At 64.2% G+C, this 13,181-nt stretch carries 12 protein-coding genes; 6 read left to right on the top strand and 6 right to left on the bottom strand.

Annotated elements, in window-relative coordinates; all coding sequences use genetic code 11:
- Positions 1–4: 4 nt before the first annotated feature.
- Positions 5–778 carry an ABC transporter substrate-binding protein gene (locus ABNX08_RS07970; RefSeq protein ID WP_349604553.1) on the bottom strand — a complete coding sequence of 258 codons (774 nt, stop codon included), beginning with the start codon at positions 776–778 and terminating at the stop codon, positions 5–7.
- A 177-nt stretch (positions 779–955) separates the two neighbouring features.
- On the opposite strand from ABNX08_RS07970, the gene ABNX08_RS07975 reads away from it, so the two are divergent.
- Positions 956–1,756 (top strand): IclR family transcriptional regulator, encoded by an 801-nt coding sequence (locus ABNX08_RS07975; protein WP_374063654.1) that lies wholly within the window; start codon positions 956–958, stop codon positions 1,754–1,756.
- A 278-nt stretch (positions 1,757–2,034) separates the two neighbouring features.
- Here the strand turns inward: ABNX08_RS07975 and ABNX08_RS07980 are convergent, their stop codons facing one another.
- Positions 2,035–2,766 (bottom strand): enoyl-CoA hydratase/isomerase family protein, encoded by a 732-nt coding sequence (locus tag ABNX08_RS07980; protein ID WP_022534660.1) that lies wholly within the window; start codon positions 2,764–2,766, stop codon positions 2,035–2,037.
- Complete coding sequence (locus ABNX08_RS07985; protein WP_022534661.1) at positions 2,763–3,986, bottom strand: CaiB/BaiF CoA-transferase family protein; 1,224 nt, start codon at positions 3,984–3,986, stop codon at positions 2,763–2,765. The genes ABNX08_RS07980 and ABNX08_RS07985 overlap by 4 nt, the downstream gene beginning before the upstream one ends.
- An 82-nt stretch (positions 3,987–4,068) precedes the next feature.
- On the opposite strand from ABNX08_RS07985, the gene betC reads away from it, so the two are divergent.
- The 5 genes from betC to ABNX08_RS08010 all read left to right on the top strand — a co-directional run bounded on the left by betC (position 4,069) and on the right by ABNX08_RS08010 (position 9,797).
- Entirely contained in the window at positions 4,069–5,592 is a 1,524-nt protein-coding gene (gene betC, locus ABNX08_RS07990) for a choline-sulfatase (protein WP_022534662.1), read from the top strand.
- 13 nt (positions 5,593–5,605) lie between these two features.
- Positions 5,606–7,105, top strand: coding sequence for an aldehyde dehydrogenase family protein (locus ABNX08_RS07995; RefSeq protein ID WP_022534663.1), 1,500 nt, complete (start codon positions 5,606–5,608; stop codon positions 7,103–7,105).
- A 24-nt stretch (positions 7,106–7,129) separates the two neighbouring features.
- Positions 7,130–8,005: a 3-hydroxyisobutyrate dehydrogenase gene (gene mmsB / locus ABNX08_RS08000; protein WP_022534664.1), complete on the top strand. Its 876-nt coding sequence runs from the start codon at positions 7,130–7,132 to the stop codon at positions 8,003–8,005.
- Positions 8,006–8,043: 38 nt separating this feature from the next.
- Positions 8,044–9,015: a tripartite tricarboxylate transporter substrate binding protein gene (locus ABNX08_RS08005; RefSeq protein WP_022534665.1), complete on the top strand. Its 972-nt coding sequence runs from the start codon at positions 8,044–8,046 to the stop codon at positions 9,013–9,015.
- A 95-nt stretch (positions 9,016–9,110) separates the two neighbouring features.
- Positions 9,111–9,797, top strand: a complete 687-nt coding sequence (locus ABNX08_RS08010) for a GntR family transcriptional regulator (RefSeq protein ID WP_022534666.1) — start codon at positions 9,111–9,113, stop codon at positions 9,795–9,797.
- A 29-nt stretch (positions 9,798–9,826) separates the two neighbouring features.
- Here ABNX08_RS08010 and ABNX08_RS08015 read toward each other — a convergent pair whose 3' ends face one another.
- Genes ABNX08_RS08015 through ABNX08_RS08025 form a run of 3 tightly spaced genes read right to left on the bottom strand, consistent with a single transcriptional unit; the run spans position 9,827 to position 13,095 of the window.
- Entirely contained in the window at positions 9,827–10,624 is a 798-nt protein-coding gene (locus ABNX08_RS08015) for a class II aldolase/adducin family protein (RefSeq protein WP_022534667.1), read from the bottom strand.
- A gap of 45 nt (positions 10,625–10,669) precedes the next feature.
- A complete protein-coding gene (locus tag ABNX08_RS08020) occupies positions 10,670–11,662 on the bottom strand; it encodes a tripartite tricarboxylate transporter substrate-binding protein (RefSeq protein WP_022534668.1) in 993 nt (330 codons plus the stop codon).
- Positions 11,659–13,095 carry an amidase gene (locus tag ABNX08_RS08025; protein WP_022534669.1) on the bottom strand — a complete coding sequence of 479 codons (1,437 nt, stop codon included), beginning with the start codon at positions 13,093–13,095 and terminating at the stop codon, positions 11,659–11,661. Before ABNX08_RS08025 ends, ABNX08_RS08020 begins: the two co-directional genes overlap by 4 nt.
- Positions 13,096–13,181 lie beyond the last annotated feature (86 nt).

Here is a 13,181-nt window from a genome sequence, read left to right on the forward strand (position 1 = left end):
GCTGTTACAGCCCCCATTTCTGGACGATCTTCGCCAGCGTGCCGTCGGCCTTGATCTGCGCGATGGCCTTGTTGACCTTTGCCAGCGTTTCGGCGTCACCCTTGCGAACCACCAGGCAGACGTCGCCCACATTCACCGGCTTGTAGCTCGTGACGAGCTTGACGCCCGGAAACGCGTGCTGGCGCAACTGGTAGGCGATCAGCGGCTGGTCGCCCAGGCCTGCCTTGATGCGGCCAAGCGACAGGTCGCGCGTCATGTCCGCGATCGAGTCGTAGCTGCGCACTTCCTTGAAGATGCCCTTCTTGTTGAGCATGTCGAGGAACACCGTGCCGACCTGCGCGCCGACGGTCTCGCCCTTGAGCTCATCCAGCGTGGTGTAGGCCTTGTTGTCCTCGCTCTTGACGATCAGCCCCTCGCCGTAGGAGTAGACCGGCTCGCTGAAATCCACCACTTGCTGCCGCGCGGGCGTCTTGAGCATCGCCGCCGAGATGATGTCGATCTTGCTGGAGGTCAGCGAAGGAATCAGTGCCGCGAACGCGGTTTGCTGCACATTGACGTTGAAGCCGCCAGCCTTGCCCACGGCGGTTACCGTGTCGACCATCATGCCCTGGATGCTGTTGGTCTTCACATCGAGGAATGTAAACGGCACGCCTGTGGCCGTCGCGCCCACGTTGTAGGTTGGTGCACCTCCCTGGGCCCAGGCGAACGAAGCGGTCGAAAGGGTGCCGGCCACGCACAGAACCAGTGCGGCGCGGCGGGAAATGGTGGCGATAGACATGGGAACACTCCTAGCTTGGGGGTCAGGGGGCGCGCCAAGGTGCGCGTTTCGCGGTTTACGCAACCTGCATGCCAATATTCGATCTGCATCGATCAATAAGTAATAGATAAAAACCACTAGTTGCTTCATATGAATCGATATGCGATTCTTATGACGCCAACCCTGAGGTCTACAGTGATGCCAGACTCACATCCCCCGGTCGAAGAAGCGGCCAGCCTGCTGTTCAACCAGTCGCTGGAAAAAGGGCTGGCCGTGCTGGCCGCCTTCAGCGCCGTGCGGCGCACCATGACCATCGGCGAGGTTGCCGAGGCGGCTGGCATCAACAAGAGTTCCGCACAGCGCATGGTTTTCACGCTGGAGCACCTGGGCTACCTGCGCAAACATCCCAAGACACGGCGCTACCAGTTGACGCCGCGGGTGATGAGGATCGGATTCAATTACCTGGCCGCCGATCCGCTGATCGACGTGGCCAATCCATTCCTGTCGGAACTGACCAAGCTGACGACGGAAACCACCTGCCTGACGGAGCCAGACCAGGCGGACATGGTGTACGTCGCACGCTTTGTCAGCGCCCAGTTCGTGCCGGTGCACATGCCGATTGGCAGCCGCATCCCCATGTATTGCACCGGCTCCGGCCGCGCCTACCTGAGCGCTTTGCCGGAAGGCGAGGCGCTGACGCTGATCGAGCGCTCGGAACGCGTCGCGCACACGCCGTATACACGCACGGATATCGCGGAAATCGTGGCGACGCTGCGTGAAGCGCGCCAGCGGGGCTATGCGGTAAATAGCGAGGAACTGTTTCTCGGAGACATGACGATTGCCGCGCCGGTGATCGGCGGCAACGGACGGCCGGTGGGTGCCATCCATGTGGTGGCGCCCACCGGCCGCTGGTCGTTGGAAGAGGCGCAGGCCAGGCTGGCGCCGCCGTTGCTGCAATGTGCGCGTGCCATCAGCAGTTCCGTGCGTGCGCTGGGCTGAGCCTGGTGCGGGTGGGTGCAGGGGGTGGTGCTGTCAGCGTCTCGATGAGGAAGGGATTGAGCGGGGATAGTCCGTATAGCCGCGCGTGTCGCCGCCATGGAAGGTCCGGCAGCGAACTCCTCGTGGACGGAGGTATGTGCTCCGTGTGAGTTTCGAAGATATCCCGGGCGACAGGACGGGGGCGTCTTGTCGCCACCGGGGATAACCCCCGGCACCTGCTGCGGGACCAATTGAAACACCCATCATGCGACAACTGGCAGCGCATGCTGCGTGGCCGTCTACCTGGCCGCGAGCTCGGCAAGGCGTCGCGCAGTCTCTTCTGAGCGCAGGGAGGCTTCATAGGCCGACCTGCCGATGGTTTCGTTCCATTCACCGCCGGCAATCGCATCGATGTGCCGCTTCATGGAACGAACAGCGGCCGGGTCGCAACGCCCAATGCATTCGGCATACATGTCGATGGCAGCGGCGAGGTCCTCGCGGCGGACAAGGTCAGTGAGAAAGCCGACCCGGAGCAATTCCTCGCTTTCGAGCGTCATGGAAGTCAGGAAGATCTTCTTGGCTGCCGGAGAGCCCAGGCGCGAGACGAAGCGCCGCAGACCCCCTGGGTAGTAGTGCAGCCCAAACTTCGCGGCGGGCATGAACAGCTTGCAACCGTGGACGCCGATCCGGAAATCGCAGGCCAACGCGAGGTCGGTGCCACCACCGTAGACGCTGCCGTTCATCGCGCATAAAGTCGGGAGCTCGAGGGTTTCCAGGGCGTCGATCATGTCTTCGAGCGAGCGGTCCAGGCGGGTGCCGATCTGGCTCAGGGTATAGCCCGAACAGAAGGTCTTCTCGCCTTCGCCCGTCAGCACGAGCAGCCGCAAGGTCGGGTCGCGCCTCACTTGTTCCACGAGCCGCAGCAGGACCCCGATATCGTCGGGGTCAAGCCGATTGTGCTCGGAGGGGCGCCGAAGTGTGATCGTCGCCGTCCCGCCGGCGATTTCAAGGGTAGGGTTTGCGGATTTCATGGCTTGGGGTCGTGGCCGTGTTGCAGGATGATGCCTTCGCGCGCCAGTGCTTCCAGGTCGGACGTGGGGAATCCATGTTCCCGAAGGACGTCAAACGTGTGCTCGCCGAGCATGGGCGGCGCGCGGCGAATGGATTTCCCATGGCGGCCGTCGAAGGCGATCGGGCTGCCGACTTGCCGGATGCAACCCAGCTCTGCGTGCTGGACTTGCTCCACAAGCCGGGAGTGAATGACCTGCTCGTCAGCAAAGACGTCCGCGACGTTGTAGATCGGGCCAGCTGGAATATCTGCCGCCAGCAGCCGTTGCGTCCACTCCTTGCGGCTGTGCGCCTTCAGCCTGGCCTCGATCACCTCCTTGAGCTCGGCGCGCCGCTCGATCCGCGCTGCATTCGTCGCGTAGCGCGGATCATCGATCAGCTCTTGCAATCCAAGCACCTCGCAGAGGCGCTTCCACATCTCGGCTGTCGCCGGTGCGATGTTCAATGGCCCATCCGCGGTCTGGAATACCCCATACGGCGCAATCACAGGGTGCGTATTCCCGGCAAGACCGGGAATCTCCCCCAGGCTCAGGTAACGCTGGGCCTGTACGCTCATGAGTCCGACGAGTCCCGCCAACAGTGAGGTTTCCACCCGCCGACCGCGCCCGGTTGCATGGCGCTGCGCTACGGCAGCCAGGATGCCGATGGCACACCACATCCCGGCAGTCTGGTCGCCGATCGCCACACCCACCCTGACCGGTCCCGATTCCGGCATGCCCGTCACGCTCATGAGTCCGGAGTACCCCTGGGCAATCTGGTCGAACCCGGGACGTTGACTCGCTGGTCCCGTACGGCCGAAACCGGTGACGCTCGCATAGATGAGCCGAGGGTTCGCTTCGGCAAGCGCCTCGTACCCAAGACCCATGGATTCCATGGCGCCGGCGCGAAAGTTCTCCACGATCACGTCGTACTGGCCGGCGAGATCGCGCAGCAGGTCAAGCGCGCGAGGATCGCGGAAGTTGACGGCGATCCCGCGCTTGTTGCGGTTGCCGCTCAGGTAGTAAGCGCTGGTGCCGCGGTCGAAAGGCCCCCAGTGGCGGATCATGTCCCCGCCCGCGGGCTCGACCTTGATCACGTCGGCGCCCAGGTCGCCCAGGACCATCGTGCAGAAGGGGCCCGCAAGCGCCCTGGTGAGGTCCAGGACACGTATCCCCGAAAGTGGCAAGGATGTTGGGTCGGTCACGCGTTCTCCTCTTGTCAGATCGTATTTCCTACTCTATGTTGTATACAACGGAAATGCAACCGTTGTGCAAAAAAGGAGACTCATGCGCAAGCCCAACATTCTTTTCATCATGGCCGACCAACTCTCGGCACCGGTTTTGCCCTTCCACGGCAACACCGTCGTGAAGGCGCCTCACCTCCAGGCGCTCGCCGAACGGTCCGCAGTCTTTGACAACGCCTACTGCAACTTTCCCTTGTGCGCACCTGCCAGGTCCTCGCTGCTTGCAGGCCAGTTCGCCACGCGCATCGGCGCGTTCGACAACGCGTGCGAGTTCCAGGCTGCCACGCCCACGCTGCCTTATTACCTTGCGCAGCAGGGCTACAAGACCATCCTCGGCGGGAAGATGCACTTCGTCGGCCCTGACCAGAAGCACGGCTTCGAGGAGCGCCTTACCACCGACATCTACCCGGCGGACTTCGGCTGGGCAGCGGACTGGGCGGAGGGCGAGTTCAGCTTCTACTCACCTGGGCACAACCTGAGTACTGTGGATGAAAGCGGCTCTTGCTTCCGCAGCCTGCAACTCGATTACGACGAGGAGGTCGAGGCGAAGGCGATCCAGCGTCTGTACGACCTCGCGAGGGAAGACGAGCAGCCGTTCTTCATGTGCGTTTCCTATACGCACCCCCATCCGCCGTATCACATCCTGCCCGAGTACCTGGATCGTTACTCGCCTGAGGAGATCAACCTGCCTGTCGTCGGCGACATGCCGATGCAGGAGCGCGACAAGCTCAGCCAGTGGGTGCAGTATTCCCACGGGCTGGACAAGCAAGGGGCGACCGACGAACAGGTGCGGCGTGCGCGCCACGCCTACTATGCGATGGTGAGCTACGTCGACGACAAAGTGGGCCGTCTTCTGGAGACGCTCAAGCGCGCGGGCTTCGCGGACAACACCATCGTCGTGTTCACTTCCGATCATGGCGACATGCTGGGCGAGCGCGGCATGTGGTTCAAGCGGGTGTTCTTCGACTGGTCGGCCAAGGTTCCGCTGCTCGTCTACGACCCGCGCAAGCGCGAACCCCGGCGAATCGCGGAGCCGGTTTCCCACGTGGACCTGCTCCCCACATTGCTGGATCTTGCGATGGATGGCCAAACGCCGGCCTGGGTCGAGCCGATCGACGGACGCAGCCTCGTGCCGCTGGTCGCAACGGGCGATGACGACGGCGAGGCGGAAGCGTTCGTCGAGTACACCGCCGAGGGCGTCACGGGTCCATGCTGCATGCTGCGCCGTGGCCGATACAAGTACGTGTACACCCATGGCCATCCAGACCTGCTTTTCGACATGGAGGCCGACCCGAACGAGCTGGTGAACATCGCGCAAGAGCAGCCGCAGGTGCTTGCCGAGTTCAAGGCACGCGTGCTCTCCCGATGGGATCCCGCTGCAATCACGCAGCAGGTGCTTGCCAGCCAGGCACGCCGCAAATTTATCAACTCGCTGCCCGAGGGCATTCAGCCCGCCTGGGACTACCAGGCGGCCACGGACGACACACGCCGGTTTGTGCGCCGGGGCAGCGCTCGCGTGATTAAGGTAAAGAAGCGCTGGCCGGCAGTGGCGCCCGTCGCCAAGTGAAAGGAGGCCGATAATGACGCAGAACAAGCTCACGGCGGACATCGATCCGCACCGTCTGGCTCGCGCGATAAGCGGCTACAACCTGATCGGCGGCGGCCTGGTGGGGGCGCGCTCGGGAAACACTTTCCCGGTAGCCAACCCTGCAACCGGACGCGAGATCGGGCACGCGGCTGAAAGCGACGCAAGCGACGTCGACCGCGCAGTGCGTGCGGCGGCCCAGGCGCAGCCCGCGTGGGCCGCGATGCCGGCTCGCAAGCGTGGCGCGCTGCTGGCCGACTGCGCGCGCCTGATTGGCGAGCACGTGGAGGAACTGGGCCGGCTGGTGGCGCTCGAAACCGGCAAGGCCCTGCGCACCGAGAGCCGGGTCGAAGCCTCCGTCGTTGCCGACGCTTTGCAGTTCTACGGCGGCCTGGCTTCGGAACTCAAGGGCGAAACCGTGCCGTTCAGCCCGGACATGCTGACACTCACGCAGCGCGAACCGATCGGGGTGGTGGGCGTCATCATTCCCTGGAATGCCCCCATGATGCTGATGGCGCTGAAGATCGCCCCGGCGCTGGTGGCCGGCAACACGGTCGTCGTGAAATCGGCCGAAGAGGCGCCGCTGGCGGTCCTGAGGCTCTGCCAGATCATGAACCAGGCGCTGCCCGCCGGGGTGCTGAACATCGTCTCGGGCTTCGGCCCCGAATGCGGGGCGCCCCTGGTCGCGCACCCCGCGGTCGGCAAGGTGACGTTCACCGGCTCCGTCGAAACCGGAAGAATCGTGGCGCGCACGGCCGGAGAGAAGCTCATCCCCGTCACGCTGGAACTCGGCGGCAAGAGCCCGATGATCGTCATGGACGACGCCGACATCGCGAAGGCCGTCGCCGGCGCGGTGAGCGGCATGCGCTTCACCCGCCAGGGACAGAGCTGCACGGCCGCCAGCCGCATTTTCGTGCACGAGAAGGTGCACGAAGAATTCGTCGCCTTGCTCAAGGAGCGAGTTGACGCGCTGAAGATGGGTGACCCGCTGGATGAAGCGACGGACATCGGCACGGTCATCTCGCGCACCCAGCTCGACAAGATTCTCGGCTACATCGAAAGCGGTCGGGCCGAGCCTCATTCCCGGGCGCTCGAATGCTCCCAGTTGCCTGCGGATGAGTCGCTTCGGGAAGGCCTGTTCGTCAGGCCGGTCATCTTTACCGGCCTGGACAACACATCCCGGCTGGCGCGCGAAGAAATCTTCGGACCCGTGACGTGCGTGATCCGCTTCTCAAGTTACGAAGAAGCCGTGGCACAGGCCAACGACAGCGACTACGGACTGGCTGCAACCATCTGGACGCAGAACCTGAAGACCGCGCTGGATGCCACCCGACGCCTGCAGGCAGGCTTCGTGCAGGTGAACCAGAACATCGTGGTCCAGCCTGGATTGTCCTACGGGGGCGTGAAGCAATCCGGCCTTGGCCGCGAGGCGTCGTTGGAGGCAATGCTGGACCACTTCACGCACAAGAAGACCGTGATCTTCAACATGAACTAAGACGCTCGTTACGAGGAGACAAGAATGGCTGCGATCGGTTTCATCGGGTTGGGCAATATGGGATTTCCTATGGCGTGCCGACTGAAGGAGGCAGGGCATGAGGTTCGCTGCTTCGATCTCAACGCGAGCTCGATGGAGCGCGCATTGCATGCGGGCCTCGGGCCGCGGGCTTCGGTCGAGGAAACGGTATCCGGGGCGGAGGTTGTCATCACCATGCTGCCCAGCGGTCGGCATGTGCTGGACGTGCTCACGGCAGACACGCTGCCGCTCGCGCCTGGAGCGCTTGTGATCGATTGCTCGACGATCGATGTCGCGTCCTGCGCTGTCTTCCACGAAACGCTGCGCAAGAAGGGGCTGGTCACGCTTGACGCTCCCGTTTCCGGCGGCGTAAGCGGCGCGGCGGCGGGGTCGCTCACGTTCATGGTCGGAGGCACTGAATCAGCCTTCGCGCGTGCCCTCGAACTGCTGCGCGCGATGGGCAAGAACATCTTCCATGCAGGCGCGGCGGGCGCCGGCCAGGCGGCAAAGATCTGCAACAACATGCTGGCAGGCATTTCCATGGTGGCCGTCTCCGAGGCCCTGCATCTGGCCAAGCGACTGGGGCTGGATCCACGGAGGTTCTACGAGATTGCGTCGACGTCTTCCGGCCAATGCTGGGCGCTCACGAGCTATGCGCCTGAGCCCGGCCTGGTGGCGTCCGCGCCGGCCAATCGTGGGTACGAAGGCGGCTTCGCTTCCGAGCTGATGTTGAAGGACTTGCGGCTGGCGGAGCAGGCTGCGGTTGCGAGCCAGTCGCCGGCCTTGCTGGGCGCGGCGGCCGCCTCCGTCTACGCGATGCATTGCGCCGCCGGGCGTGGCCGGCTCGACTTTTCCTCCATCATCAAGATGCTCGGCGCATAAGCTGCCCGCAGCAAAATCAAGCAGCAAGGAGACCAACCATGGCAATCGTCCGACGCGTATTCCAGGTGGCTGTTGTCGCTGTTCTGTTCGTCAGCGGCGCAGCCTTCGCGCAGAAGGAAACGGGTAAATTGATTGTGGGTTACCCCTCGGGCCAGTCTGTCGACGTGGTCGCCCGGATCCTGGCCAACCGCCTCGGTCCGGCGATCGGGCGGTTGCTGATCGTGGAGAACATGCCGGGGCAGTCCGGCAGCCTGGCGCTGGCAGCGGTTGCGCGCATGCCCGCTGACGGCAGCGTGATGACGCTGTCGGCTTCGGCGGCCCTGGCTGGCAATCCTTCCCTGTATCGGAACCTGCGTTACGACACGGCTCGAGATTTCGAGCCGATCGGCCTGGTCTACGATGCGCCGCTCCTGCTGATGGTTAATAGCGCGCTTCCCATTCACTCGCTGAAGGAGCTGATTGCCTACGCGAAGGCGAACGCGGGAAAGGTCAACTATTCGTCCCCCGGCAACGGTTCGGTGTCCCATCTTGCGATGTCGGAGCTCCTGCGGCGAACCGGCATGGAAATGACGCATGTCCCCTATGCCGGTTCCGCCAAGTCGCTGACCGACCTTGCGGCAGGTGAGGTGCAGGTAGCCTTCGATGCCTTTGCGGGCGCGCAGCCCTACCTCGCCAGCGGCAAGGTGCGTGCCATTGCGGTGAGTTCCCGGGAGCGCCTGACCGCACTGCCGTCCGTACCGACAGTCGCCGAGAGCGGCCTGGGCATGGAAGACTTCGACGTGGTCCCGTGGGTGGGTCTGCTCGCGCCCGCCGGCACCCCGAAACCTGTCGTGGACAGGGTGAGCGCCGAGCTCGCCAGGATCGTCCAGTCTCCCGAACTGTCCCAACGGATCGCCGCCTTGGGCGGCCGCCCGCGCAGCAGCACTGCGGCGGAATTCAGGACCTTCCTGCGCGGCGAAATGGGACGGTGGGCGGACGTCGTCAAGGCGTCCGGCGCTCGCCTGGAGTGATGGCCGTTCACCTCCTCGTGCTGCGGGTCCCGGTCATGGCTGGCCGGTACCTGCCTGTCCGTTGAAGCGCGTCACATCTTCTGTATACTGTCTGAATGAGCACAGCAAAATCGAGCGCATTGCGAAAACGGGATCCACAGCCGCTGTCCGTGGAGCAGGTCAGCGAGCGGATTCGCTCCGCCATCCTGCGCGGAGACTTGCGGCCAGGCGCAAAACTGACAGAGCAGGATCTTGCGGCGGAATTCGAAGTGAGCCGCACGCCCATCCGGGAGGCTATCCGCCAACTCGAGACCGAGCGGCTCGTCACCCGGACGCCGTTCGTCGGTGTCACGGTGAGGCAGCTGACGCCAGAAGATGTGCTTGAGCTGCTGGACATCCGCGAGGTGCTCGAGGGTCTGGTGGCACGTCTGGCGACGCGGCATATGGATGCCGCGCACCTGCAGAAGCTGAATAAGTTGTTCCAGCAACTGACTGCCTGCGCAAAGAAGGGGGATGTCCCCGGCTATCTTGACCACGCGCTGGCGTTTCGCCGTGTGCTCGTCGAATGCTGCCGCAGCGACACGCTGGCTGAGTACGTCCTCGACATCGAGAACCAGTTGCGCCTGATGGGCAATCGAACCGCCATGCTGCCGGGCCGCATGGAAGCCGCGATCGAGGAACACGAGAAGTTGCTGGATGCCATCGCTCGCGGCGATGGCGCTGCGGCGGAGCAGTTGAACCGGGAGCGCATCCAGCATATCCGCGACGCGGTTGCGAAGTCGATTACCTTCTCGATCTTCTAGGCCGCAGCTGCAGCCGCCAAGGCAGACTCTCAAGTGCGGTACGAGGTACCGCGCTCCCGCTCGAGCTTGCGCAAGAGGCCAGGCCATTCGACCTTGCCAACCTCCAGGAAGCCGCCAGGACCGAGCATCTTGCGCCCCTGAGCGCGGGTATGCTGGATGGTGGCCTCGGACAATGCCTGAAGGGGCACGCCAGCGGCCTGGCCATCAATCTGGTACTGACATGCCGTCTCCAGGCGCAGCATCCAGCAGAACGCCTCACCCACACTGCGGCCAACCGTGAGCGCACCGTGGTTGCGCAGGATCAGAACGCGGCCTTCCGGGCCGAGGTCGCGCACCAGTCGCTGCCGTTCGTCCTCATCGAGCGCCGCGCCCTCGTAGTCGTGGTAGCCGAGAAAGTCCAGCATGACGCAGGCCTTCTGGCTGAGAGGTCGCAGCCCCATGGCCTGCATCGCGACAGCGTTGTTGGCGCGCGTGTGGCTGTGCATGACGCATAGCAGATCAGACTGCGACATGTGAATGGCGCTGTGGATGATGAAGCCGGCGGGGTTGAGCAGCGACGGATCGCCCTCCACGACGCGGCCGGCCAGGTCCACCTTGAGCAGGGCCGAAGCCGTCATCTCGTCGAAAAGCGTGCCCAGCGGGTTGACCAGGAAATGGTGTTCGGGCCCGGGCAGCAGGACCGAGATGTGCGTCGACGCGAGGTCGGACATTCCATAGAGGTCGGTGAGCTGATAGCACGCTGCGAGGTCGCAGCGCAGCCGCCACTCGGCCGGATCCATGCCGTCGGGCATCGCGGGGAAAGCTAGCTGGGCGGTATCGCTTCTCATGTCTTTGTCTCCTTACTATGGCTTTGGTGGTCTGCGTGAGCCTGCTCAGTCCTCGTTGCGGAATCCCGATGCCTGGACGAGCGGACGCCAGAACTCGCGCTCGGCGTGCAGCGTGCGGGTCACGGTCGCGCCAGGCAGACCCGTTGCTTCCAGACCGACACGCGACAACAAGACTTTCATCTGCGGTTTGTGCATGGCGGCGACGAACGTCCGCTCCAACCGTTGCACTACATCCGGGGGCGTTCCCGCAGGCACAAAGGCGCTGTACGACGCATTCGCGTGATCGAATGCGCCGATGCCAGCCTCGCGCACGGTCGGCACATCGGGAAGGGCCGCGTTTCGATGGGTGCCAGAGACGGCCAGGATGCGAATCTTTCCTGCGCGATAAAGCTCCAGCTGGCTGGCCAGGGCGTCTGTGGCTAGCGGAACGTGCCCGCCCACGAGGTCCGTCACAAGCGGCGCGCCTCCTTTGTAGGCCACCGGCCTGAGAGGGACGCCTACCGTTTGCCCCATGCCGAGGATGGCGAAATGCAGTGTCCCGCCCAGCGAGGTGAGGCCGATATTGCCCTGCGCAGGGTTCGCACGGACCCAGCTCACGTACTCCTGCAGCGTCTTGTAGGGGCGATCCGCGCCCGCCGATATCACCGTGGGGACTTCTGCAAGCTGAGCCACGGCAATGAAGTCGCGATCGACGTCATAATCAAGCCGTCGGTAGGTCATCGGGAAGATGACCAGCGGCGCATTCGATGAAAGCAGCACAGTCCGGCCGTCCGGCTGCGACCGTTTCACGGCGTCGATGGAGATGCGTGTCGATGCGCCCGGCCTGTTTTCCACGATCACCGTGCCCATGCCTGCCAAGCGCAGCTGGTCTGCCAGCGCGCGCGCGAGGGTGTCCAGCGCCCCCCCGGGCGGGAAGCCGACAACAAGCCGCAAGGGCGTTGCGTTCGTCGCAGAGGCTTGCGCGCAGGCCGGGTTCGCTGCCAGGGCGGCCAGGGCGGCCACCGAGCCAACCGCAAGCAAACGGCGTATCGATTTCATCTTGCCACCTCCACATCTGGCCAGCGGGACAAGAGATCCTGGGAAGCCTCGAACAGCGCAGCCGCGCCGAGAAGGTCGGACTCCCCGCGCAGACGACCCACCAACTGCAACCCGATGGGCAGTCCGTCACGGCCAAAGCCGCAAGGCAGGGTGATGGCGGGGTGGCCGGTCAGGTTGAACGGCATGGTCCAGGGGAACCAGTTGGATCGCACCTCGTCGTACAGCCGGCCATCGATCTCTATCTGCCCGAACAGATCCTGATCAATCGGCAGCGCAGTGCGCGCAATGGTGGGAACGGCGATGAAGTCGTGGTCACGCAGCAGCGCCTGCACGTGCCGGAACAGCCGGGTGCGTTCGAAGTTGGCCCGTTGGTAGTCGACCGCACTGTAGTCATTGGCAAGGGCCAGCTGCTGCAACAGCGAAGGGCTGAGCCGGTCAGGCTGCTCCCGGGCCATCTGACCGAAGCGCGCTCGCCATACGGTGTGGTTGATGGTTCGCCAGAGCGGCTCGATGTTGAAGCCCGAGCCAGGCATTTCTGCGAGCTCCGCACCCAGGTCCTGCAACCGCTCCAGGGCAGAGGCGAAACACGCGGCCACATCTGCCGCGAGCGGTCGGCCTGGCGGCGCGCTTGCGAACAGGATCCGCTTATGCCGCAGGTCAGTGACAGACCGCATTTCACCGAGGTAATCGGTGGCCTGTACGCCGGCAGACCACGGGTCCGACGCGTCTTCGCCGGCCATTGCCTGGAGCATCAAGGCAGTGTCGGCCACCGTGCGCGAGATAGGGGTGACGTAGGTGAGGTTGCCGAAGGCATCCTCCACTTGAGAATGCGGCACCAACCCGATGCTTTGCTTCAGGCCAACGACACCATTGCAGGCCGCCGGAATGCGGGTGGAACCGCCCCCGTCTGTGGCGATGCCTATCGGGGCGAGGCCGGTCGCTACTGCCACCGCCGCGCCGCCGCTGGAGCCACCGCTGGTGCGGTCAGGGTGCCAGGCATTGCCAGTGCGTCCAAACAGAGGGGCATCGGTCAGGCACTTCGCGCCGAATTCCGATGTGGTCGTTTTCCCGATGAGGATGGCTCCCTGGCGGCGTAGCCGGGCGGTGGCTACCGCGTCCTCGGTCGGAACGTTGTCCGCGAACAGCAGCGAGCCGAAGGTCGTACGCACTCCCTGCGTGTTCACCAGGTCCTTGCATGCGTAAGGAATGCCATGCAGCAATCCTGCAGGCTCCCCGCGCATGAGCGCTTGCTCTGCGGCCCGTGCCTCGCGCATGGCCTCGTCCGGGCACAGCGTGATGAAGCAGTTGAGGTTCGATTGAAGCCGGGTGGCACGGTCCAGCACGGCACGCGTCACTTCGACCGGGGAAATCTCGCGGGCGGTTATCGCTTCGCGAAGCCGCACCGCAGGCAAAAAGCAAAGTTCCTCATTCATCCGAAACACCCTGGGAGATTCCGGCTCAAGTGACCGGCGACGAATCAAAGTTGACACGCACCTCCCCACCCGGTCCAATACTCGTT

The organism is Cupriavidus sp. DF5525 (assembly GCF_040149425.2).
Taxonomy (GTDB): Bacteria; Pseudomonadota; Gammaproteobacteria; order Burkholderiales; family Burkholderiaceae; genus Cupriavidus; species Cupriavidus pickettii_A.